At 64.7% G+C, this 23,482-nt stretch carries 21 protein-coding genes and 1 pseudogene; 10 read left to right on the top strand and 12 right to left on the bottom strand.

The window, feature by feature from the left end; translation table 11 throughout:
- Positions 1-3: 3 nt before the first annotated feature.
- The 4 genes from ACVWZM_RS28015 to ACVWZM_RS28000 are packed head-to-tail and all read right to left on the bottom strand — an operon-like array spanning position 4 to position 3,779.
- Positions 4-669, bottom strand: a complete 666-nt coding sequence (locus ACVWZM_RS28015) for a methionine ABC transporter permease (protein WP_141340380.1) — start codon at positions 667-669, stop codon at positions 4-6.
- Entirely contained in the window at positions 659-1,783 is a 1,125-nt protein-coding gene (locus ACVWZM_RS28010; RefSeq protein ID WP_456855368.1) for a methionine ABC transporter ATP-binding protein, read from the bottom strand. Before ACVWZM_RS28010 ends, ACVWZM_RS28015 begins: the two co-directional genes overlap by 11 nt.
- 50 nt (positions 1,784-1,833) lie before the next feature.
- Positions 1,834-2,154, bottom strand: a complete 321-nt coding sequence (locus ACVWZM_RS28005) for a 4Fe-4S dicluster domain-containing protein (RefSeq protein ID WP_456855367.1) — start codon at positions 2,152-2,154, stop codon at positions 1,834-1,836.
- Positions 2,151-3,779: an FAD-binding protein gene (locus ACVWZM_RS28000; RefSeq protein ID WP_316393962.1), complete on the bottom strand. Its 1,629-nt coding sequence runs from the start codon at positions 3,777-3,779 to the stop codon at positions 2,151-2,153. Before ACVWZM_RS28000 ends, ACVWZM_RS28005 begins: the two co-directional genes overlap by 4 nt.
- 313 nt (positions 3,780-4,092) lie before the next feature.
- On the opposite strand from ACVWZM_RS28000, the gene ACVWZM_RS27995 reads away from it, so the two are divergent.
- The gene (locus ACVWZM_RS27995) at positions 4,093-5,433 is read left to right on the top strand and encodes an LLM class flavin-dependent oxidoreductase (protein ID WP_168855352.1); all 1,341 of its coding nucleotides are present in this window, start codon (positions 4,093-4,095) and stop codon (positions 5,431-5,433) included.
- 5 nt (positions 5,434-5,438) lie between these two features.
- Here ACVWZM_RS27995 and ACVWZM_RS27990 read toward each other — a convergent pair whose 3' ends face one another.
- Positions 5,439-6,530 carry an LLM class flavin-dependent oxidoreductase gene (locus ACVWZM_RS27990; protein ID WP_253638788.1) on the bottom strand — a complete coding sequence of 364 codons (1,092 nt, stop codon included), beginning with the start codon at positions 6,528-6,530 and terminating at the stop codon, positions 5,439-5,441.
- A 419-nt stretch (positions 6,531-6,949) separates the two neighbouring features.
- Here ACVWZM_RS27990 and ACVWZM_RS27985 point away from each other — a divergent pair, with 419 nt between their 5' ends.
- The 6 genes and pseudogenes from ACVWZM_RS27985 to epsC all read left to right on the top strand — a co-directional run bounded on the left by ACVWZM_RS27985 (position 6,950) and on the right by epsC (position 12,399).
- Complete coding sequence (locus tag ACVWZM_RS27985; protein ID WP_168855414.1) at positions 6,950-7,705, top strand: ABC transporter permease subunit; 756 nt, start codon at positions 6,950-6,952, stop codon at positions 7,703-7,705.
- Positions 7,702-8,427 carry an ABC transporter ATP-binding protein gene (locus ACVWZM_RS27980; RefSeq protein WP_076826951.1) on the top strand — a complete coding sequence of 242 codons (726 nt, stop codon included), beginning with the start codon at positions 7,702-7,704 and terminating at the stop codon, positions 8,425-8,427. Before ACVWZM_RS27985 ends, ACVWZM_RS27980 begins: the two co-directional genes overlap by 4 nt.
- A 10-nt stretch (positions 8,428-8,437) precedes the next feature.
- Positions 8,438-9,442, top strand: a complete 1,005-nt coding sequence (locus ACVWZM_RS27975; protein ID WP_456855366.1) for an NrtA/SsuA/CpmA family ABC transporter substrate-binding protein — start codon at positions 8,438-8,440, stop codon at positions 9,440-9,442.
- 42 nt (positions 9,443-9,484) lie between these two features.
- Positions 9,485-10,715, top strand: a pseudogene (locus ACVWZM_RS27970) (acyl-CoA dehydrogenase family protein).
- A 138-nt stretch (positions 10,716-10,853) separates the two neighbouring features.
- Positions 10,854-11,426: a flavin reductase family protein gene (locus ACVWZM_RS27965; RefSeq protein WP_057017437.1), complete on the top strand. Its 573-nt coding sequence runs from the start codon at positions 10,854-10,856 to the stop codon at positions 11,424-11,426.
- Between the two features lie 19 nt (positions 11,427-11,445).
- On the top strand, positions 11,446-12,399 hold the full coding sequence (epsC, locus tag ACVWZM_RS27960; protein ID WP_057017436.1) for a serine O-acetyltransferase EpsC: 954 nt from the start codon (positions 11,446-11,448) through the stop codon (positions 12,397-12,399).
- Between the two features lie 12 nt (positions 12,400-12,411).
- Here epsC and ACVWZM_RS27955 read toward each other — a convergent pair whose 3' ends face one another.
- The 5 genes from ACVWZM_RS27955 to ACVWZM_RS27935 all read right to left on the bottom strand — a co-directional run bounded on the left by ACVWZM_RS27955 (position 12,412) and on the right by ACVWZM_RS27935 (position 17,681).
- A complete protein-coding gene (locus ACVWZM_RS27955; RefSeq protein ID WP_200844439.1) occupies positions 12,412-13,281 on the bottom strand; it encodes an ABC transporter permease in 870 nt (289 codons plus the stop codon).
- On the bottom strand, positions 13,274-14,140 hold the full coding sequence (locus ACVWZM_RS27950) for an ABC transporter ATP-binding protein (protein ID WP_456855365.1): 867 nt from the start codon (positions 14,138-14,140) through the stop codon (positions 13,274-13,276). Before ACVWZM_RS27950 ends, ACVWZM_RS27955 begins: the two co-directional genes overlap by 8 nt.
- The gene (locus ACVWZM_RS27945) at positions 14,137-15,192 is read right to left on the bottom strand and encodes an ABC transporter substrate-binding protein (protein WP_076826947.1); all 1,056 of its coding nucleotides are present in this window, start codon (positions 15,190-15,192) and stop codon (positions 14,137-14,139) included. The genes ACVWZM_RS27950 and ACVWZM_RS27945 overlap by 4 nt, the downstream gene beginning before the upstream one ends.
- Positions 15,193-15,217: 25 nt before the next feature.
- Entirely contained in the window at positions 15,218-16,147 is a 930-nt protein-coding gene (locus ACVWZM_RS27940; protein ID WP_057017482.1) for a TauD/TfdA dioxygenase family protein, read from the bottom strand.
- 97 nt (positions 16,148-16,244) lie between these two features.
- Positions 16,245-17,681, bottom strand: a complete 1,437-nt coding sequence (locus tag ACVWZM_RS27935; RefSeq protein ID WP_456855364.1) for an FAD-dependent oxidoreductase — start codon at positions 17,679-17,681, stop codon at positions 16,245-16,247.
- 388 nt (positions 17,682-18,069) lie between these two features.
- Between ACVWZM_RS27935 and ACVWZM_RS27930 the strand changes: the two genes are divergently transcribed.
- The 3 genes from ACVWZM_RS27930 (at position 18,070) to ACVWZM_RS27920 (ending at position 21,155) form a co-directional block, all read left to right on the top strand.
- Positions 18,070-18,894, top strand: coding sequence for a class I SAM-dependent methyltransferase (locus tag ACVWZM_RS27930; protein ID WP_057017431.1), 825 nt, complete (start codon positions 18,070-18,072; stop codon positions 18,892-18,894).
- A 27-nt stretch (positions 18,895-18,921) separates the two neighbouring features.
- Entirely contained in the window at positions 18,922-20,262 is a 1,341-nt protein-coding gene (locus tag ACVWZM_RS27925) for an LLM class flavin-dependent oxidoreductase (protein WP_057017430.1), read from the top strand.
- Positions 20,263-20,333: 71 nt separating this feature from the next.
- Positions 20,334-21,155 carry a MetQ/NlpA family ABC transporter substrate-binding protein gene (locus tag ACVWZM_RS27920; protein WP_057017429.1) on the top strand — a complete coding sequence of 274 codons (822 nt, stop codon included), beginning with the start codon at positions 20,334-20,336 and terminating at the stop codon, positions 21,153-21,155.
- On the opposite strand, the gene ACVWZM_RS27915 is transcribed toward ACVWZM_RS27920, so the two are convergent.
- Positions 21,152-21,910 carry an SDR family NAD(P)-dependent oxidoreductase gene (locus ACVWZM_RS27915; RefSeq protein ID WP_057017428.1) on the bottom strand — a complete coding sequence of 253 codons (759 nt, stop codon included), beginning with the start codon at positions 21,908-21,910 and terminating at the stop codon, positions 21,152-21,154. The genes ACVWZM_RS27920 and ACVWZM_RS27915 overlap by 4 nt on opposite strands.
- 80 nt (positions 21,911-21,990) lie before the next feature.
- Complete coding sequence (locus ACVWZM_RS27910; protein WP_057017427.1) at positions 21,991-23,256, bottom strand: ROK family protein; 1,266 nt, start codon at positions 23,254-23,256, stop codon at positions 21,991-21,993.
- Positions 23,257-23,482: the final 226 nt, after the last annotated feature.

Raw genomic sequence — 23,482 nt, 5'->3', positions numbered from 1 at the left:
CCTTTAGCGATGACGCAGGCGGCGGTTGACGCGGCGCGCCAGATAGTCGCCGGCGGTCTGCACGGTCTGAACCAGCGCGATCAAAACGACGACGACCGCCAGCATCATTTCGGGCATGAAGCGCTGATAGCCATAGCGAATGCCGAGGTCGCCGAGGCCGCCGCCTCCGACGGCCCCGACCATTGCGGAGTAGCCGAGCAGGCTGACCACCGCGAGTGTCAAGGCCAGCACCAGGCCCGGCAACGCCTCCGGGATCAAGACCTTGAACACGATCTGCAACGGGCTTGCACCGAACGAGGACGCCGTCTCGATCAGACCGGCATCGACCTCGCGGATCGCCGCCTCGACCAGACGGGCAATGAACGGCGTTGCCGCGATGGTGAGCGGCACGATTGCCGCGCCCGATCCGATCGAGGTGCCGGCAATCAGCCGCGTGAAAGGAATGATCGCAACCACCAGGATGATGAACGGCGTCGAGCGGGCCGCATTGACGATGACGCCGAGCACGCCATTGGCTGGCGGCGCGGCGAACAGCTCCCCTTTCCGGCTGGTCGCCAGGAAGACGCCAAGCGGAAGGCCCAGCGCGGTCGCAACCAGCGCAGCCACCGAGACCATGAAAAGGCTCTCGCCCGTGGCCTGAACGATCAGGTTGATGAGTTCACGCGACATAGCCGAGACGCTCCACCAGAATGTCATGCTGAGAAAGATAGGCCAGGGCCTGCCTGGCCGTGGCTTCACCGCCGGGAATGGCAAGGATTAGCGAGCCCACGTGCTGGCCGCCGATCTCATCGATGCGGGCCGATAGCAGCGCCACGTCATGGGACAGTTCGCGCGAAAGCCGCGCCACGACGGTGTCGCCGGCTTCAGTACCGCGCACCTGCACGCGAAGGACCGTCTGCCCGCCGGCAACCGGCTGTGGCGAAAGGCGGCTCGCCAGCGAGACCGGAACACTGTCCCCGATCACCTCGGAAAGGAACGCCTGCGTGACCGGATGCTGGGGATGCGTGAAGATTTCCGCGACATGGCCGCGTTCGACGACCTGGCCGCCGTCGATCACCGCGACTTCCTTGGCGAGTTGGCGGACCACCGACATCTCGTGGGTGATCAACACGATCGTCACCCCGAGTTCACGATTGATGTTGGCCAGCAGGTCCAGAATCGCGCGCGTGGTCTGCGGATCGAGCGCCGACGTCGCCTCGTCGGACAGCAGCACATTCGGCCGAGTCGCCAGCGCGCGGGCGATGCCGATGCGCTGCTTCTGGCCGCCGGACAATTCCGAGGGATAACGATCGTATTTGTCGGCAATGCCGACGAGCTCGAGCAGCTCGGCTACACGGACGGCGATGTCGGCCGTGGACCAGCCGGCGATCTCGAGCGGCAAGGCGATATTGTCCGCCGCCGTCCGCGACGACAGCAGGTTGAAATGCTGGAAGATCATGCCGATCGAGCGCTGCGCCAGGCGCAGCTCGCGACCGGCAAGCGCCGAGATCTCGCTGTTATCGACGACGACGCGGCCGCTCGACGGCTTCTCAAGCCCGTTGATGAGGCGGACGAGGCTCGATTTGCCGGCGCCGGAGCGGCCGATCACGCCGGTGATCGAGCCGCGCGGGATCGCGAAGTCGATCGCCTGCAAGGCATGGACGCTCGGCTTGTCGCGATAGGCCGGATAGACCTTCGAGACGGCCTCGAAGCGGATCATGGCATCGCTCGCGCCTGATGCGAGCGGAATGGGCGGCAGCGGCGCAACAGGCTGCGCCGTCGTCAGGGATTGATGTACATTCATTCAGTCGGTCCAATTGGGAAATGGCTTCGGTCGCCGGGCGCAGCCCGGGCTCAATGACCAAAGAGCAGATAGCTGCGGTCGATGCCGCGGAGATCGCGCGTCTCGTCGGTCCAGCCGACCGCGCGGCGGTAGCTGCCCAACGCGGCAGTCTGCCGCAACGCGACCACGTCGGTCGGGCGAGGCTCCTCCGCATAAGGCGACACGTAAAGCGCGTCCTCGGGACAATACAGTTCGCAGAGGAAACAGGTCTGGCAATCGCCCTGACGGGCGATCACCGGAATCCCCTCCGTCTTGTCGAAGACATTGGTGGGGCAGACATTCACGCAGATGCCGCAGGACGTGCAGCGCTCGGCGTCGATCACCTCGATCATTCCGCGGCCTCTGCATAGCTGGCCTCGGCATGCGGCCGCACCGTGGTCCAGACCTCGTCCAAACCGCCGCTCGTCACGTAATGGCGTTGGCGGTCGTCTTGATCGGGATAGTCGTCGCGGCGATGCATGCCGCGGCTTTCGTTCCGCGCCAGCGCGCTGCGGTACATCCAGCGCGACGTCGCCAGCATGGCCGCGCTCTCGCGGGCGCGCAGCAGATCGTCCTTGCTCGCCGCATCGGCCGATGATGCATTGACCCACGCCGCATCCAGCCGCTCGAGGGCGCCTTCGAGACGCGAGGCATGCCGGAAGTAGTTCAGCTCAAACGGATAGACCTCGTCCTGGACCGCCTTTGTCAGCGTGGCGGGCTCAAACGCGCGACCCGCCTTGCTTCGGAACGCGACGGTACCGGCGGACGCCAGTCGTCGTTGACGTGCCGGGCCCAGCTGCCTTGCATAGCCGGCAGCGCCCCATCCGGCCCAGGTCCCCGATGACATCGCCCAGGCGGCATTGTGGCTGCCGCCGCCGGTGAAGCCGCCGCAGATCAATTCGCGCGTCGCTGCATCACCGGCGGCATAGAGTCCCGGCACGCTGGTGGCGCAGCTACCGTCGACAATGCGAAGGCCGCCGGTGCCGCGCACGGTGCCTTCGAGCCGCAAGGTGACGGGGAAACGCTCCCTGAAGGGATCGATGCCGGTGCGATCGAACGGCAGGAAGAAATTCGGCTGCGATGCGCGCATGTGACGCTGCACGTCGTCGTCGGCCTTGTCGAGGCGGGCATAGACCGGTCCCTGAAGCAGCGCGCGCGCAATCGCCGATCGCCCGCCCTTGGATGCCGCACCGGGAACGACGCTGCCGTCCTCGTAGCTGAAGGTCGCCCAGCCATAAAACAGCGTCTTGGTCACGGAGCCGAACGCCGGCGAGATCGCATAGGGATTCGAGAATTCCATGCTGCTGAATTCGGCCCCGACCTCCGCGGCCATCAGATAGCCGTCTCCGGTCAGCACATTCGATCCCAGCGTCTTGCTCAGGAACGCGCAGCCGCCGGTCGCCATGACGACAGCCTTGGCGCGCACGATCCAGCGATCGTGCTTCTGGCGGCGCACGCCGCTGGCTCCCGCAACCGAGCCGTCGTCATCCACCAGCAGTTCGAGCGCCGGACTGTGATCGAGAATGGTGACGCCGGCCTGCTTGGTGCGCTTGCGCATCAGGCGCATGTATTCCGGCCCCTGCAGCGAGTTGCGCTGCGATGTGCCGCTGTCGTCGACCGGGTAAGGGTAACCCCAGGCGGCCAGACGATTGCTGTCCTCGTAGGTCTGGTCGAGCACGCGCGCCATCCAGCGGCGATCCTGCAGGTGCCCGCCCATCTTTTCGCGATTGGCCATCGCGGCCTTACGCAGCGCCGGATTGGGATCGACATACCAGACGCCGGTGCCGGCAGCCGCGGTGGCACCCGACGTGCCGCAAAATCCCTTGTCGGCGAGCACGACGCGTGCGCCGCACTCGGCTGCGCTCACCGCAGCCCACGTGCCTGCCGGTCCGCCGCCGATCACCAGCACGTCGGCGTCGAATTCGACCGAACCGCCTGGCGCGGTTCGCTGTTCGGCGCGTCGCTCGTGGACTGTCATCGTTCAGTTCTCCGGGCGGCACCGATTGCTTGCAACGCGCCGCAACAGCATCGTTACGCGCGCAGGCTGCCCTGGCAATTTCAGATATTTGCGCAGACTTGGACGAAGCTTCCCCTGCCGCGGCACGTGGCAGAATATTCATGCGGCGGCGGAGGGGATGTTCCGCTCATCGCAGAAGATCGACACCGGATTTGTTCGCAGATCGCGCAGCGGAGACGGAAATTTCTTTTTGCATGCACGCGCCGGCCGTTCGTTTTCATGTGGCCTGACAGGCGGTACTTCGTGAGTCGTCTCACCTCAATGCGTGGCAGCCATGTCCGATCGTCAGCTTCACCTCAATGTCAACCTGCTGCACTCCGGCGTCTATGCGTCGGCGTGGCGGCTGCCCGAAAGCGATCCTCGCGCCTGCTTCGACGTCGGCCATTATGTGCGCGTGGCTAAGATCGCCGAGCGCGGCAAGCTCGATGCGATCTTCCTTGCCGACACACCGGCGATCACTGACCGCATCGACTACCGCTCCTTCATGTCGATGGAACCGACGATCGTGCTGGCGTCGGTGGCCGCGGCGACCAGCCATATCGGGCTGATCGCGACCGCCTCCACCACCTACAACGAGCCGTACAACATCGCGCGCCGCTTCGCGACCCTGGATCTCGCGAGCGGCGGCCGCGCCGGCTGGAATGCGGTGACCACGGCCGACGCGTCGGCCAGCCGCAATTTCGGCCTCAGCAACGTGCTGGAGCACAAGGCCCGCTACGAGCGCGCCAAAGAGTTCGCCGAGGTCGTCCATGCGCTGTGGGACAGTTGGGAGGACGACGCCTTTGTCGGTGACAAGTCCTCGGCGCGATTTGTCGATACGTCGAAGGTTCATCCGATCGCGCATCGTGGCGCCCATTACGCTGTGGCCGGTCCGCTCAACGTGCCGCGTTCGCCGCAGGGCCGCCCGGTCACCGTGCAGGCCGGCGGCTCGCACGACGGCCGTGATCTCGCTGCCGCGCAGGCCGAGGCCGTGTTCACGCTGGCGCAGACGATCGAGGAAGGCGTCGCCTATGCGCGCGATCTGCGCGCCCGCGCCGCGACCTACGGCCGCGCCGGCGACTCCATCGTCATCCTGCCGGGCCTTGCCACAGTGATCGGCAGCACCGAAGCCGAGGCGAGACGGCGGCAGGATGAGCTGTGGGAGCTGGTTCCGATCGAGTACAGCCTGGCGCGTCTCGCGGGCACATTGCAGGTCGATCCTGCGATCCTTGAGCTCGACAAGCCGCTACCCGATCCGCTGCCGCTGCCGGCCAACGCCAACCACACCATGTTCCAGGGCACGGTGAACCTTGCGCGCCGCGGCAACCTCACCGTCCGGCAGTTGTTGCGCGCGCTCGGCGGCGGGGTCGGACACCGCATCATCGTCGGCACGCCCGAGCAGATCGCCAACGACATCGAGGCCTGGTTCAAGGCCGGCGCGGCCGACGGATTCAATCTGATGCCGGACGTGCTGCCGACCGGGCTCGAGGTCTTCGTCGACAACGTGGTGCCGATCCTGCAGCGCCGCGATCTGTTCCGAACCGATTACGCCGGCACCACCTTGCGTGAGCATTTTGGCCTGCCTCGGCCGATCAGCCGCTTTGCGCGTCGGACGGAAGCCGCCGCAACCGCGTGACGCAGTTACCGCGAGCTCGCCAGCAGTGGTGGGGTGTCATTCGCAGCAGATGACGCTGCGCGGACGCGCGGGATGATCTCCTTCGCAAAGCGCTCCATCTCGGCCTCGAAAGGCTGGAACTGCAGCATGAACAACTCGATGCCTGCGGCATGGAACGCCCCGACTCGGGCGGCCACGTCATCATAGCTGCCGACCAGCCCGGCAGCGGTGCCGCCGTTGCTGCCGATCCGCTCCGACTTCTGCATGGTCTGCATCATCACGACCTTCGGGTCGGTGTTCTGTCGCTGGATCACCTTTATCGAGGCGTCCTTCCGCGACAGCTCAAGCAGCCGCTCATAGGCGGCCTGGGCCTCGGCCTGCGTCTGGCGCGCGATGACGAAGGCGGACAGCCCGAAGCGAAGCGGCACCGACGTCCGCGGCCGCGCCGCCACGTCGGCAATGAGGCCCGCGACATCCTCGAGCGGCTGACCATTGATGAACCAGACGTCGCCGTGGTCGGCGACCAAAGCGCGCGCCGGCTCGGATTCGCCGCCGACATAGATCAAGGGTCGCGGTCGGTAGAGGCTCGTCGGCCGCAACAGATAATCGCGGACGTCGAAATGCTCGCCCTTGTAGGTCAACCGCTCGCCCTGCATCAGGCGCGAGACAATCGTGATCCACTCGCGGCCATAGGCGTAACGGGCATCGTGCTCGGCAAAGCCGATGCCGGCCTTGTCGAGTTCGGGCCGGTTCCAGGCATTGACCAGGTTGATCGCGAAGCGTCCGCGGCTGATGTTCTCGATCCCGAGCGCGAGCTTGGCGAGAACCACCGGATGATAGAGATAGGGCTTGATGGCCGCGATGATCTCGATCCGGCTGGTCAATGCCGCAACGGCCGCCGCCGCGCTCCAGGCCTCGAGCTGATCGAAATCCTCCCGATGCGGATTGATGGTGTGCTGCGCGATCAGCGTGGAATCGTAGCCCAGTGCCTCGGCGGCAAGCACGAGGTCGCGATTGCGCTCCCACGATGCGTCATACGGCTCCTCCGGATCCTGATAGGCCGCGCGCGAACCATGGACCAGCGCCCAGATGCCAAAGCGAAGCGGTCGTGTCGACATGCCGTCTCTCCGATTTCCCTGACGTTACGTCGGCGTGTTTTCAAAGAAGCTCGGCGACAGATCAAGCAGCGGCGCATCAAAAGATTTTCCTTGCCGCGCCGCGCGCGCCGATAAACCAGAAAACTCCGGACGCAGCGACAATTGGAATACGGCTCTATTTCTGTTCGAGAAAATTCGTGGGACAGTTTGCGCGACATGAACAACGCCTTCTTTCGTGCGGCGACGCGCCGTTCATCGAGAGAACGGCGAACCATGCCGCGCGCGATCAATGATGCTCGCGCGCAATGTTAGACGAGGACAGAACAGACTTGAGCAACCTCGAACAGGCTGCGTCATCGATCGCGTTTGATTCAACGCCGCGCAGCGTTCAAACGGCATCGCCGTCCCGGAAGCCACGAGTAGAGATCGGCCGGCGCGGCATGCTGCTGCTGTCGTGGCTCGCCCCGGTCGTGCTTCTGATCGTCTGGGAATTGCTGGCGCAGGCCGGCTGGCTCTCGCCGCAGGTGCTGCCGGCACCGAGCAAGGTCGTCCGGACGGCATTCAAGCTGGCGACGTCCGGAAGCCTGCTGAACGATCTCGGCGTCAGCCTGCTGCGCGCAACGGCCGGTTTTGCGATCGGCGGCAGCGTCGGATTCGCGCTCGGCATCCTCGTGGGCTTCTCGCGGATCGCGGAGGCTGCCATCGACCGCAGCATCCAGATGATCCGCGCGATCCCGTTTCTCGCCGCGCTGCCGCTGGTGATCGTCTGGCTCGGCGTCGGCGAAGCCCAGAAGGTCTTCCTGGTCGCGCTCGGCGTCGCCTTCCCGATCTACATCAACACCACGCTGGGTATCCGGCAGGTCGACCCGAAGCTGCTCGAGCTCGGCCGCGTCCAGGGCCTCGGGACACTCGAGCTGATCCGGCGCGTCATCCTGCCCGGCGCCCTGCCCTCGATCCTGACCGGTGTGCGCTATGCGCTGGCGACCGCGTGGCTGGCACTGGTGGTCGCGGAGACCATCGGCGCCCAGTCCGGCATCGGCTTTCTCGCCATGGATGCGCGCGAGTTCCTGCGCACCGACGTGATCGTGCTGACGATCGTGATCTATGCGCTGATCGGCGTCGCCGCCGACGGCATCGCGCGCGCCCTGGAGCGGCGGCTATTGGCCTGGCATCCGAACTATGGAAGCGCGCGATGACGCTGCACGCCGTGCCCTCACCGGCCGCGATTGCGCCGGCCGTCGTGGTGACCGGACTGCATCGCGCCTATGGCAGTCGCGTGGTGATCGAGAACCTCAACCTGCGCATCGAGCGCGGCGAGTTCGTCGTCCTGCTCGGCGAAAGCGGCTGCGGCAAGACCACGCTGCTGCGGGCGCTGGCCGGCCTCGATGCGATCGACGGCGGGCGCATCACGGCACCACGGCGGCCGGCCGTCGTTTTCCAGGAGCACCGGCTGCTGCCGTGGGACAGTCTGTGGCGCAACGTCTCGCTCGGCCTCAATGCGAGCGACGCCCGTCAGCGCGCCGCCACCGCGCTCACCGAGGTCGGACTCGGCGGCCGTCTCGATGACTGGCCGCGCAACCTCTCGGGCGGACAGGCGCAGCGCGTGGCGCTGGCGCGCGCGCTGGTGCAGGAGCCCGAGTTGCTCTTGCTCGACGAGCCGTTCGCAGCGCTCGATGCGCTGACTCGCATTCGCATGCACGATCTGGTGCGCGAGCTGGTCGCCGTCCATCGACCCGGCGTGCTCCTGGTCACCCACGACGTCGACGAGGCGATCGCGCTCGCCGACCGCATCCTGGTGATGCGCGAGGGCCGGATCGCGTTCGAGCATCCCATGAAACGTAACGGCGCAGCGCCGATCGCCCGCACCGACCTGCTGGCGGAGCTCGGCGTCGACACCTCTCACCCCATTCCTGCCTGAGGACCACTCAATGTCTATCCCCCGGTTCACCAACCCCACCCGTCGCAGCTTCCTTGGCGGCGCCGCCTTCGGCATCGGCGCGCTTGCCGGCTTTGACCTGTCCGAGCCGGCGCATGCGGCGACCGGCCGCGTCACCGACACGGTGCGTCTGACCTGGGGTTTGAGCGGCCTCAATCTGATCGCCAAGGAGCGCGGCGAGTTCGAGAAGCTGCTGGCCAGGGACGGCATCAAGGTCGAGTGGCTCGGGCCGTTCCCCAATCATGCGCCGACGCTGCAGGCTGTGACCGGCGGTAGCGCCGATTTCAGCTTCGGCGGCAGCACGACGCCGGCACTCGCCGCGATCATCGCCGGCTCGCCGCTGGTATTCAACCAATTCGTGGTCTACGAGCCGCGCACCACGGCGATCATCGCGCGGGATGACTCTGGCATAAACAAGGTCGAGGATCTCGTCGGCAAGTCGGTGGCGGTGAACCGTTCGGGTCTCGGCGAATTCCTGCTGGTTGCCGCGCTCGAGAAGCACAAGGTCGACCGCTCCAAGGTGACGTTCGTCTATCTCAATCCGCCGGACGCAGCGCCGGCGCTGGCCTCCGGGAAGGTCGACGCCTGGTCGATGTGGAGCCCGGGCGTCGATATCGCGCGGCTCGAATACAAGGCGCACGACATCTTCCTGGAAGGTCGCGATCTCGAGTTCCAGATCGACTACACGTCCTACCTGACCACCCGAAAATTTGCGACCGACAATCCTGCGCTGGTCCGGGCCGTCAACGATGCCTTCCGCGCCGAAGGCAAGTGGATCTCCGCGAACAGCAAGGATGCCGAATACATCGCGCAGAAGGCCGGCAAGTACAGCGACCAGGTCCGCGACCAGTTCATCGCGCTGAACCGGCAGTATCGCTACTTCGCCGCCAACGACGAAAACTTCCTCGCCGAGCTGCAAAGGGCCGCCGACTGGCTGGTCGCGCGCAAGGTGCTCCCGGAGCCGATCAAAGTCACCGACCACCTGGCCCAGCTCTGATCAGTAGCAGTCATATCAATCAACGCCATTTGGGTGATACCAATGAACAAGCCTCTGTCCGCCACCTCGCTGGAGCCTTCCGACCGCCTTCACAGCCGCGCACCCGATATCGACGCGCTGCTCGGCCGCATCGCGGAAGGCGCCGCCGACCGCGAACGCGAGCGCGTCCTGCCGTTCGCGCAAGTCGATCTCATTCGCAAGGCCCGCCTCGGCGCGTTGCGGCTTCCGATCGAAGCCGGCGGCGCCGGCCTGTCGATTCGCGCATTGTTCGAGATCGTCATCGGTCTCGGTGAGGCCGACGCCAATGTCGCGCATATCCTGCGCAACCATTTCAGCGTCGTCGAACGCCTGGTGCGCCGGCCGAAGGACGATCAGCACAGGCAGTGGCAGAAGGCAGTTGCCGACGGCGCGATCATCGGGCTCGCGGCGACCGAGCTCGACACGCCGAAGGTCGGCAATGTCACGCCGAACACGACACTCACTGCCGACGGCGACGACTACCTGCTCAACGGCACGAAATACTATAGCACCGGCACACTGTATTCGGACTACGTCCTCGTTCGCACCGCCGACACATCCGCCGCCAATGCTGCCGTGCTGATTCCGGTGAACCGCGAGGGCATTGAGCTGATCGACGACTGGGACGGTCTCGGGCAGCGGCTGACGGCGACCGGCACCACCCACTTCTCGCAACGTGCGCGTCAAGCGCCAGGAGGTCGTGTTCGATGCACCGGATACCGGCTACGGCATTCCCTACTCCAACACATTTGCCCAGCTGTTCCTGACTGCGATCAATGCCGGCATCGCGCGCGCCGTGCTGCGCGACGCCAGCGCCCTGGTGCGGACCCGCAAGCGGACGTTCTATTACGCGCCGAGTGAGGTGCCAGTGGACGACCCGCTGCTGCAACAGACCGTCGGCCAGATCGCCAGCGGCGCATTCGCCGCCGAGACCGTGGTGCTTGCGGCCGCGGAGGCGCTCCATGCCGCCACCGACGCTTTCGATGCAGGCGACGAAAACGCCGTCGAGGCCGCGCACAAGGCCGCGCTGCTGTCGGCCAAGGCCAAGATCGTTGCGGACGATTTCGCGATCCGGAGCGGCAGCCTGCTGTTCGACGTCGGCGGTGCATCGGCCACCAAGAAGGCGACCAATTTCGACCGCCACTGGCGCAACGCGCGCACCCTGGCGTCGCACAATCCAAACACCTTCAAGGCGCGCTCGATCGGACAATACGAGATCAGCGGCACGCCGCTACCCGCCAAGGGCTTCTTCTAGAGCCCCACTCCGATCGAATCGGAACGGAGCTCTGGATTGTTGTTTTGATGCGTTTTCTTCACGCGAACCGGTATCCACTTCGCTCGAAAACGCTCTGGCGAGGTCCAATCCGGCGAGGCAAAGCAAGGGAGAATCCCGATGAGCAAGCCGGATATTCATCTTGTGGACGCCGACCACGAGATCGAGCGTCAATTTCGCCTTGTCATGCGCCGCCTCCCGGGCGGCGTTTGCATCATCACCGCAGGACAGGGTGAGGACATCACCGGCATGACGGTGACCTCGCTGACGTCGCTCAGCGCCAGCCCACCCCGGCTGCTGGTCAGCATCAACCGGCAGGCATCGTCCTTCGCACCGATCGCCCGCCATCGGCTGTTCGGCGTCAACATCCTCGGCTCCGACCAGCAGGCCCTGGCCGAGCGCTTCAGCAATGGCCGGCTGAAAGGCAGGGAACGCTTCGAGGGCACCGATTGGACCCATGGAGCCTCGGGCGTGCCGTTGCTGCAGCGGTCGCTTGCGATGATCGAATGCCAGGTCGAGGAGATCATCGAGCGGCATTCCCATGGCATCATCGTGGGCCGCCTCGCCAGCATGGAATTGTCGCATCGGCTGTCCGGCCTCACTTACTGGAATGGACAGTATGTCCAGATCGATCACGAGGCCGATCTCGACCTATTGGCCGAAGTCAGCATTCCTCTGGCGCATGTCCGTTAGAACAGAGAAAGGGTGCAGCATGAAACGCGAATTGCCGCCAGCATCGCCTCCGTCAACGGCCGGCGCGGTCAGCAGACCACCGGGCCGCTGGCAGCTCGACCGGATCGTGGCCGAGCTGCGCACCTCCCGCGAGGAGACCCATAGCATCCGGCGCGACGGCGAGGCACGCCGCGCGCCCTCGCGGGACGCGCTGGAGGCGATCCTCGACGGCCTCACCGAGGCGCTGTTTCCGCGCCACTACGGCCAATCGGACCTCGACGGCGAGAACATCGACTATTTCGTCGGCAATACGCTGAGCACAGCATTGGATTCGCTCAGCGCGCAGATCCATCGCAGCGCGCTGTTCGTTGGCGACGAGCTGGAGCCGGGCTTTGGGCACGAAGAGGCGATCGAGCTGACACGCGCATTCGCGACCCAACTGCCGTCGGTCCGCGGACTTCTGATCAACGATCTGCGGGCGGCATTCGTTGGAGATCCGGCGGCGCAGAATTTTCCCGAGATCCTGATCGGCTATCCGGGGATGACCGCCATCATCCACCATCGCCTTGCGCATCTGCTCTACCAGATCGGCGCGCGGCTGGTGGCTCGCCTGATGTCGGAGATCGCCCACACAAGGACCGGCATCGATATCCATCCCGGCGCCCGGATCGGCTCCGGATTCTTCATCGATCACGGAACCGGCGTCGTGATCGGCGAAACCGCCATCATCGGCAACAACGTCCGGATCTATCAGGCGGTCACGCTCGGCGCGCGGCATTTCCCGACCGACGACGAGGGCCATGTGATCAAGGGCGACGCCCGCCATCCGATCGTCGAGGATGACGTCGTGATCTACGCCGGCGCAACCATACTCGGCCGGATCACGATCGGCCGCGGGTCGACCATCGGCGGCAACGTCTGGCTGACCAAGGACGTGCCGCCGAACAGCATTGTGACGCAGGCCACCGCACGAAACAGCCCGAGCGGCGCCTGAACCACGATCTCATCACGCCGCAACCTGTGCCTTCCATCGCATCAAGCGCCGTTCCAACGCCTCCAGGACCGCATTGAATGCCAACCCGATCACGGTGATCCCGATTATGCCGAAATACATCTGCGGGATCAGGAAGCTGTACTGGCTGTTGATGATGAGATAGCCGAGACCGGCCTTGGCGCCGACCATCTCGGATGCGACCAGCACCAGCATGGCTGACGCACTGGCGAGGCGAATGCCGACAAAGATCGTCGGAAGCGCCGCCGGAAGGATCACCTTGCGGAACAGCTGCTGCGGGGTCGCGCCCATGGTCCGCGCCGACTTGATCAAGAGCGGATCGACCTGCTTCACCGCGGCGATGGTGTTGAGCAGGAGCGGCCATGCGCAGCTATAGACCACCATCGTGACCTTCGAGAGCTCGCCGATGCCAAGCAGCAGGATGAACGCCGGCAACAGCGCGAGCGGCGCGGTATTGCGGCAAATCTCGATGAACTGGTTCAGCAGATCGCCGAGCCTTGTGTACCAGCCGACGGCCAGCCCGAGCGGGACGAACAACACGACCGACACCAGAAACCCGCTCAGGGCGCGGAGCAGGCTCGCGGAGGCGTCGTCATAGAGCTCGCCGGTTTGCGCGAGCTGCCAGCCTGCGGCGATGACATCAAAGAATGGCGGCAGAAACACCGCGTCGATCAAGCCGAGCCTCGGCGCGGCCTCCCAGATCGCCAGAAGGGCGATCAGCAGCAGGGAGCGGCGTCCGAAAGCTACCAGACCGCGGGTCGCGGCGCGGACCGCGCTCACTAGCGGTGACCGCGCCGCCACCGCTTGCTCGTCTCGCCGTCCATGCGCGAGCTCCAGCAATGTCAGCATCTCCAGGCTAGACATGAGCGACTTCCTTTACTTCACGCTCGACACGGCCTGCGCTGACCCTGCCCGCCGATTGCCCCAGCTGCGCTTTCTGCACTTCCTCGCGGAGCAGGCTCCAGATCTCATGGCGCACGCGGCCGAATTCCGGCAGCGAGCGCACATCCTCGGCTTCGCTGCGCAAGGCCGCGGGGATGTCGACAATCTCCTTGATCCGCCCCGGACGGGACGTCATGACCGCCACGCGCTGACCGAGCACGACCGCCTCGTCGATGCCGTGGGTGATGAAGATGATGGTCTTGTCGGTGGCCCGCCAGATCCGCAGCAGCTCGCCCTGCAACGCTTCGCGCGTCTGGGCATCGAGCGCAGCGAACGGCTCGTCCATCAGCAGCACCTCCGGATCATAGGCAAGGCTGCGCGCGATCGCGACGCGCTGCTTCATGCCGCCGGAGAGTTCATGCGGATAACGGTCAGCAAAACCCGATAACCCGACCAAGTCGAGGAAGTGCCGCGCGATCTCACCGCGTTGTTTCGGCTTGAGGCCGGCGATATCGAGCCCGAACTCCACATTCTGCGCGGCCGTGCGCCACGGAAACAGCGCGTACTGCTGGAACACGACGCCGCGGTCGCGTCCGGGTCCGACGATCGGCCGGCCGTCGAGCAGAATGCGGCCGCTGGTCGGCGTCGCGAGCCCGCCGAGCAGATCGAGCAATGTCGACTTGCCGCAACCGCTTGGACCGACCAGGGCGAGGAATTCGCCGGCGCGGACGTCAAACGTGATGTCCTCGAGCGCGGTGAAATAGCCCGCCGGCCGGCCCCCTTCGCCTCGCGTGACGAACTCCTTGCGGACCTTGTCAAAGCTGATCTTGACCGACGTCATCGCGCCTCCGCCGTCTTTCCGGGACGGAAATAGTTGAACTCGTTGGTGTAGGTGTCCGAGGCCTTGATCTGGCCCGGTTTGAGCAGGCCATCCTTGACCAGCCAGTCGACCCAGACCTGCAGCTCGGCATCCGAGATCACGCCGCCCTTGGACGCGACGCCGGTGCTCTTCCAGTACTTGATCGAGGAGGCATCCTCGTTGCGCTTGCGCTCGGCAATGATCCGGTCGAAGCGGGCCCGCACTTCATCGGGCGGCGTCGTCTGCGCCCACTGGATGGCGCGCGAGATCCCCTCAACCAGCTTGCGGGCGGTGTTCGGATTGTCCTTGATGAACTTCTCCCGCAGCACATAGGCACCGCCGGTGAACTGTCCGAACAGATCGGTATCGTTGAAGAGCGAGCGGATCCCGCCACGCTCCAGCGCCTTGTCGCGCAACACGCCGCTGAGCGCGCTCACCTCGACCTGCCCTTGCCGCAGCGCCTGCTCGCCGGTGACGGGTGGGACCGCCACCAATGTCACCTGCTTGGCCTCGCCGGCGCTAAGGCCGTTGCGCGCCAGATACTCACGCAGCACGAACTCCAGATGAGCGCCAAGCGTATTGACCGCGACCTTCTTGCCGATCAGGTCGCGGGCCGTCTTGATCGGACTGTCGTCCTTCACAAAGTAGCCGTAGTAGGTATTGGAGTCGGAACCGTAGTAGCCGACCACCGCCTTGATCGGCGCCTTGGCCGCGATCAGCTTGATGATCGCACCATAGAAAGCGCCGCCGACGTCGATGTCGCCGGTGACGACGGTCTGAATGTCCTGCGGCCCGCTGATGGTGTTGCCGACCCATTTGAGCTTGAGCGGCGCGAGGTAGCCGAGGTCCTCGGCGAGCTCGGTGAACGTCACCTGCCCGGCCCAGCCTTGATAACGGATCTCGGTCTTATCGAGCGGTGGCTCGGCGAAGGCCGAAGCGATCAGGCCCAACGCAAAGACGCCGGCCAGCAGCAATCGCGCCGCCCGGCGCGCAGCGGCTCGCCGCGCGCGCAGAATTCGAATGATGGCATTCATTGTGTTGCTCCAATAGGCGACATGCTCAGGCTGCCTTCGCCGCTTGCGGCTTCGGCGATTTGATCCGCGTCACGCTGTGGCGGCCGTCGACGCTGACCGGAACCTCGCCGTCGATGGTGGCGCGGCGCACCACACGATGCTGATCGCCGTAGTCATTGACGGCGTAGTGCTGGGTCGCGCGATTGTCCCAGATCGCGACGTCTCCGGCCCGCCAGCTCCAGCGCACGGTATTCTCCGGAGCCGTGATGTGGGACTGGAACAGATCGAACAGCTTCTGGCCGTCATATTTCGGCAGGCCGACAAAGCGCTGGACGAAATTGCCGAGCACCAGCGTGTGCTCGCCCGTTTCGGGATGGACGCGCACGACCGGATGCTCGGTCTCATAGATCGTCCCGGTGAATACCTCGTCAAAATGCTTTCTGTCGGCGTCGGTGGCGCGAGACTTCACCGCGTAATCATAGGCATTGCTATGAACCGTCCAGAGCTCGTCGGCGAGCTTGCGCAACGGCACAGGCAGATCGAGATAGGCGGCCGCCGTGTTCGACCAGACGGTGTCACCGCCATAGGGCGGGATTACCACGCCGCGCAGCACCGAGATCTTCGGATAGGCGTCGACGAAGGTGACGTCGGTATGCCATTGGTCCGCGCGGCCGCCACCACGCCCCGAATCCAGTTCGAGGATCGACGACGTGCCTTTGCTCGGGCCGATGGTCGGATGCGGCACCAGTTTGCCGAGCCTGACCGCGAAGCGCTCCTGCTCGGCGTCGTCGAGGTGCCCCTGGTCACGAAAGAAGATCACCTTGTGCTCGAGCAGCACCTGGTTGACGGCACGGATGACCGCGTCGGGAAGGTCGCCCGACAACTTCACATTCTTGATCTCGGCACCAAGCCGGGCGGCACGCTTGACGATGTCGGCGCGCGGAATGACGTTGTCGATAGTGGTCGTGTTGCTCATGATGTTGGTCTCGTCGCCGCGATCCCCTGGACAAAGTTCCGCCATGCGCCGGTCGCGGAAACGACGGCGGAGATCAATGATGTGGTCGCGATCCTCGCTATTCCGCCGCGACGGGCTGCGGCGGTCGCCAGACAGCCGGTGCATAGAGTTCGGCGGTGAAATCCTCCGCGATCTCTCCGTTGATGCGCGCCTCGTGAGATGCAAGGTCGGCCAGGAACAGATCGCGGCTGACCCTGGCCGTGATCCCCGGAATGTCGCGCTTGAAGCTTGGAACGTCGCCGATCGGCAGGCCGAAGCTGACAAATGCTGCCGGGTTGAAGACGTGAATGTCCTTCAGATACGGCGCGCGGCCCGGAACTTTCTCCAGATACTCGTGCCCGGACCCGAGATAAGGATAGGCCGCCAGGCGATCGTCCTTTTCGTCGTCAGGCGGCACGAAGCGATCTCGCCACAGCAGGATTTCGTCGGCGAAATCGCCGAGCTCTGACTGCGCGCCCAGATCGACGGAATAGCCAGTTCCCGCAATCGCGAAATCGAACGCGAACTCGCCCTGCGGAGTGATGGCGACCGGCCGCAACCCCTTCAATTGCGCCGAGGTCCACGACGCGCCCAGGTGCAGATGAAAATTGGGGAAGGCTACCGCGCGCGAAATCGCATCCGGCGGCGGGGTCCACCCAGCCTGCCTGAACCGGACCGCCTGATGCCAGCGCACCCCGTCGGGCAGGCTGCCATAATTGTCATAGGCTCCCGGATAACCGCGGATCCGAATGACCGGCAACGCGGCCAAGGTTTCCCGGCGCGCAAACAGATGAACATCGCGCGCTCCGGCCTCAAGGGCTGCAGCCGCCGCATCGAAGGCCGACGCAGCACTCCCGACCACCGCAACGGAGAGACCACGCAGCATCCTGAAATCGATCTTCTCCGAAGTATGCGCACGGAATCGTTTCGGCAGGACCCGCAGCGCGTTGGGGACATAAGCGCCCCCGCTACCCGCAAAGCCGGTTGCGAGCACCAGCTTGCGCGTGGTCTCGATGGTCGTGACCCCGCTCCGCTCCAGATGTAACCGCAAATGATCGGCTGCGGGCTCGATGCGGAGCAGCCGCGTACCGTAACGAATGCCGGCGCCGGTCACGCGGCGATACCAGTCGAGATAGGCCGCCCAGTCGAGCCGCGGAATCCGATCGAGCGCGTCGAAGGCCGCCGCGCCATGGCGCGTTTCATACCATGCTTGGAAACCGAGACCGGGCAGACCGAGCTCCGGACCTGGAAGCGTCTTCGGAGTGCGAAGCTTGTGCATTCGCGCGCTCGTCAGCCACACGCCGGCCTTGCTGGCGTCGGCGGCGGCGTCGATCACCGAGACCTTGCCGATCCCGGCGCGCCGAAACGCAAACGCGAAGGCCGCGCCGGACTGGCCACCGCCGACCACGACGACGTTGTGATCGATTCCGTCGCGATCAGGCACCCAGTTCTGTGGGTCGACCCCGATCAGCCGGAGGGCCTCGCGGGCGACGCTGTCGGGATCGGATTGCGGCATGAATGACCACCTCGCTTTGACGTTACAAATCGTAAAAGCGATCGACATTCAGTCAATGAAACGAAACCAGCTTTGTTTTTGATAGCAGGCAATGTTCGCGTCGTGGACAACGCGGGCATTGAAATATTTGCGATGATCGCCGCCTGACCGATCATCTCATGTGCATTGCGACGTGCGGGATCGGCGCGATCGATCGGGAGAACTTCCCAAATCATACGTCGCCGGGATCGGCGCGATCGCAGTCATCTCCGGTGAACGACGAACTCGTCACGTTCATGCTCGCTTGCCGTGCAACAACGCAAATTCATTTCACCGCCGCCGACATAGAGTCTGACGCAGCGCACGCGCCTGACGTCGACGCGCGGCGAGCAACGATGGATCTCTCGAAATGCCGCGAACTGCCGGCAACATCAGCCTTGAACACGATACCCCGGAGCTCGCCCGCTCCTATGATGAAGCGGGACTCGTTCAATTTCGCCACGGCAAGTTCCTGATCGGGCCGCTCGCCATCAAGACCGGCGAGCACGTGCTCGACATCGGGACGGGAACCGGCCGGCTTGCGGAATTCGTCGCCGGACTGGTCGGTCCGGACGGCCGCGTGATCGGTATCGATCCACTTGCCGGCCGCATCGAAATTGCGCGCCTTCGGCAGGGGGATAACCTCCAGTTCGCCACCGGGCGCGCCGAAGAACTGTCGCGCTTCGACGACGCGCAGTTCGACGCGGTCTATCTCAATAGCGTCTTCCATTGGATCTCCGACAAGGATCGCGCGCTGCGGGAGGTCCGGCGCGTGCTCAAGCCCGGCGGCCGCCTCGGATTGAATGTGCAGGATCCGTCCAGGCCGCACCAGTCGCGCCTGCTGCTTCGTCGCGCCATCATCGAGGCGGGTCTTGCCGGCGATCGCCAGGACTCGAACCCGGTGCTCGGATCGACCGACGAGGAGCTCAAATCGCTGTTCGCGGCACACGGCTTCGCCGGCTACCGCAGCGAGCTGCGCGCGCTGATCGATATCCACGACGATGCGGCATCGCTGCTGCAGTGGTCGGAAGCGAGCGCATTCGGAAATTTCCTCGAAGCGTTCACCCCTCACGAGCGCGAACTGGTGCGCCGCACCTTCGCGCGCCTTGTCGAAGAACAGCGCACGCCCGAAGGTTTGAAGCTGGAGCGCTACCTGCGCTTCGCGTTTGCGCACAAGGCGCCGTCCCACCAATAATAATCAGCAAAACTCACGAGATCCGAGATGAGCAAACGACAGCTTTCCCTTAACCTCTTTATTTATCCCGGCGGCCATCACGAGGCGGCGTGGCGCTACCAGGGGTCTGCGGCGGATCGCATCCTTGACGTCAGCTATTACCAGGAGCTGGCGCAGCGTGCCGAGGCGCAGAAATTCGACGCGATCTTCTTCGCCGACGGCCCCGCGCTCGCCGACAATGTTCGCTACGCACAACGCTTCCGGTTCGAGCCGATCACCTGGCTGGCCGCGATCGCCGTCGCCACGAAACGGATCGGCCTGATCGCGACCGCGTCGACGACCTATACCGAGCCTTATAATCTGGCCCGCCTGTTCGCGTCACTCGATCACCTCAGCGGCGGCCGGGCCGGCTGGAACATCGTCACGACCAGCACGGCACAGGCGGCGCAGAACTTTGGCTTGCCCGAGCATCCACCTCACCACGAACGCTACGAGCGGGCGCGGGAATATATCGATGTCATCACGCGGCTGTGGGACAGCTGGGAAGACGACGCCGTGGTGAACGACCCCGCGTCCGGCATTTTCGCCGATACGGGAAAGATCCATCCGATCGATCACGTCGGAAAGCACTTCCGGGTACGCGGCCCGCTCAACATCTCGCGGACGCCGCAGGGACGGCCGGTCTATGTCCAGGCGGGTTCGTCTGATGACGGACGCGCCTTTGCCGCGCGCTATGCCGAAGCGATCTTCACCGCGCATCAGACGCTGGCGAGCGCCCAGGAGTTTTATGCGGACATCAAGCGGCAGGCACGCGCGTTCGACCGCAGCCCCGATCAGGTCAGGATCCTGCCGGGCATCAGTCCGTTCATCGCTAGCACGCAGGCCGAAGCCGACCTGTTGCAGGACGAGTTTAACGAGCTGATCCAGCCGGAATACTCGTTGACCCAACTTCGCCAGATGATCGGGCTCGACCTCTCCGGCTTCGACCTCGACGGTCCCTTTCCGCGCCACCTGATCGACACCGGCAGCGCCCGCGGGGTCGCCAGCCGTTTCAAGCTCGTGGTCGACATCGTCGATCGCGAGCAGCCGACCATCCGCCAGCTCGTGCAGCGTCTCGCCGGGGCGCGCGGCCACTGGGTGATCGCGGGCCCGCCGGAGAAGATCGCCGACAACATCCAGACTTGGTTCGACAATGGCGCGGCCGACGGCTTCAACGTGATGCCGCCCTGGCTACCCGGCGGGTTCGATATCTTCGCCGAGCAGGTCGTGCCGATCCTGCGCAAGCGCGGCCTGTTCCGCGGCGAGTACAGCGGCACGACGCTGCGCGACCATTTCGGACTGAGCCGGCCGCAAAGCGTGTTTTCCGGATCGATCAAGGCGATCGCCTGACGTGATCGAAACCGCCGACCCCGCGTCGGCCGGATCGCTATTTGCCCACAGCCTAAGGATTTGAGAGTTCAATGACCACTGCGCGCGTCCTGCTCGTTTCGACCCTGCTCATTGTCGGTGCCCTTACCGGCGCCGCCCTGCACGCGGAGACATCAGCCAAATCCGATCTGAAAGTCGGCTTCGTGCCGGGCCCCTACATCGACGAATTCAAGGTTGGCGTCGCGCCGGAACTCGAGAAGAAGGGCTACCGTGTCCGCTATGTCGAGTTTTCGACCGGGCTGGAAGCCAATAACGCGGTGTTCAAGGGCGAGATCGACGCCAACGTCATGCAGCACACGATCTTCCTGAACTCGTACAACGAACGGCAGCAAACCGACCTCGTCGGCATCGTCCACGTCCCGACACCCCCGATGGGGCTTTACTCGAAGAAGCACCCGGTCGGCTCGCCGATCAAGCCCGGCTCGACCGTGGCCGTACCCAACGATCCCGTCAATCTGCAGCGTGCGCTCTGGATCCTGCGCGATCTCGGCCTCGTCGAGATTCGCGACTCCAAGCCGGTCGATGTCAGCGAACTCGACGTGATCAAGAACCCCGGCGGCATCAAGATCGTGCCGCTGGAAGCGGCACAGGCGCCGCGCGCGCTCGATGACGTTGATTTCGCCGCCATCCAGGGCAACTTCGCGATCTACAGCGGCTTGAAGCTGACCAATGCATTCGCCCTGGAGAAGATGACGACGCCCTATATCAATGTGGTCGCGGTGAAGCAGGCCAATGCGGGCTCGCCGTGGGCGCAGGACATCGTCGCCGGCTACAAATCACAGACGTTCAAGACCACGATCCTGTCCGACCGCTTCTATGACGGGTTTACCTTGCCGGATTACCTGAAGCGCTAGACCCAGCCACCATCGACGATGTGGCTCTGGTTGGTGCAAGCACCGCTGTCATCGGCGGCGAAGAACAGCACGACGCGGGCGATATCATCAGGCACGAGCTTGCGCTTGAGGCATTGGCGCTGCATCAGCTCGGCCACGCCTTCAGACGTCAACCACAGATCCTGCTGCCGCTGGGTCATGATCCATCCGGGCAGGATGGAATTGACCCGTATGTTGTGCGGCCCGAGATCGCGGGCTAGCGCCCGGGTGAGGCCCTGAACGGCTGATTTGGCCGTTGTGTAGCAGGGCATGTTGCCCTGGCCGATCACCCAGCTCACCGAGCCGATGTTGACGATCGAACCGCCCCCTGCCTGCTTCATGTCCGGCGCGACCGCCTGAGCGCTGAAGAACTGGTGCTTCAGGTTGACGGCGATCCGCTCGTCCCAGAATTCCGGTGTGACGTCCTCGATCGCGTGACGATCATCGCGGGCCGCATTGTTGACCAGGATGGTGACCGGCCCGAGCGCCTCGCGGATGCCGGCGACCGCGCGCCGCAGCGCGCCGATGTCGCGCAGATCGGCATGTTCGAAGTGCACGCGGGCTTGTGCCCCGAGATCGGACAGTAGCTGCTCCGACGACGTCAGATCGATATCGATGAATCCGACCCGCGCGCCCTGGCCGATGAACCGGCGGACGATCGCCTCGCCGATGCCGGAACCGCCGCCGGTGACCAGTACGGTCCGGTCCTTGAGACTTGGATAGATGGCGCCCTGCATTGGCATCCTCTCGATTTTGGCGCCTGAAGGGCGTCGATTGCGTTGCTGCGGCTCAGGCAAAGGGGCCACAGATTCCGAGGTCACTCGGTAGTCTCCATGAGGCTGCGGTCCACGACCCGCAGCGTCCGCCGCACCATGCCGTCGACGATGGTCGCCGACTCGCTTGGACGCACGTATATTGCCGTGGACTTGAGCAGCCACGGCAGCACCGCCTGGTCGAGCCTCTCCTCATAGACACTGCGCATCATGTCGAATGCCTGCAGGCCGGGACCTGCGAGGATGACATGATGCGGGCGCAGCACCGATATCGTCGTGGCGACCGCTTCGGCAAGCGCGTGACCCGCCTGCTGGAACAAGTGCTCGAGACGGGAATCGCCGCTCCGTGCCCGATCGCGCAACAGAGCCATCTGCGCCTCGGACGGTTGCTGCGACGCCGCGGGCGGCAAGTCGAGAAAGGTGCGGGCATCGCGGTAAAGCGCATAGTCGGCAAGATGGGCCTCGATGCAGCCGCGCTGACCGCAGCGGCATTGCGGGCCGTTCAGCGCCAATTTGACATGACCGATCTCACTGCCCGCGCCGGCACCCCAGCGCGCTTCACCGTCGACAATGATGCCCATGCCGACGCCGTGGCCCACCATGATCGTGGCCGTGAGGCCCTGCGCCAGTGCGGGTTCGGCGGCAGCGAGGGACAGCGCGACCGCGACCGCGTCGTTCGCCATCACGACCTCGACACCGAACGCCTGGCGGATCGGGTTGGCAAGATCGACGTCGGTGATCGACAGCGCCGGGCTCCACAGATGCCGGCCGGTATCGCCGTCGACGATGCCCTGCAGCGCCATTCCGATTCCGAGCAAGCGATGTCGCGGCGTGGCGGTCGCCTCAAGCATGGCGTCGATCTGTGCGATCACGAGCTCGCATAATGCGCTTGCATCGAGCGCGCGCGTCGCGAGTTCAAGTCGCGATTGCGCCAGGGCGGAGCCGCTGAAATCGGCGATCAGTGTCTCGACCAGATTCATGCGCAGCGAGACCGCGATGATGCGGCCAAATTCGGGATTCAGGGTCAGCAGGACTGCCGGCCGGCCGCGGCGACGGCCACCATCCGCGTCCTCTTCGTCGGCGTCGTCGGGCCACAGCGTCGCCGCATCTGTCTCGGCTTCGCACAGCAGGTCCTCCGCCATCAGCTTCGACGTGATGGCCGAAATGGCGGGGAAGCTCAGGCCCGTGCTGCGTGCGAGCTCGACCCGCGGCAACGGCCCCTGGCGTCGCAGTACCTCGACGAGACGGCCGGGGTTCGATCCGCGGGCCAGGCTCGAAGCACGTCTCAACGGCTCGGGCTGTTCGTTCATATTGCGCTTTTTAATTCGCTTGATGAAATTATTCAACGCAGGCTACTCGTTTGTGGGTCAAAAAGCGCGGATAGCGACTGAAAAACATCACTTCCATACTATTATTGGCCGAAGGCGTGATCATGATCATCCTTGACTGGACATTTTGTCGCGCTAATTTATTAGTTACGTGAATAAAATAAGGCGTAAAAAGCGCCGGGCGTGAAATCCCCTCACCGGGGGTGTC

The sequence above is a fragment of the Bradyrhizobium sp. USDA 4501 genome (assembly GCF_054062115.1).
The sequence above is the reverse complement of the archived record's forward strand: the minus strand, read 5'-3'. Positions and strand labels throughout refer to the sequence as shown.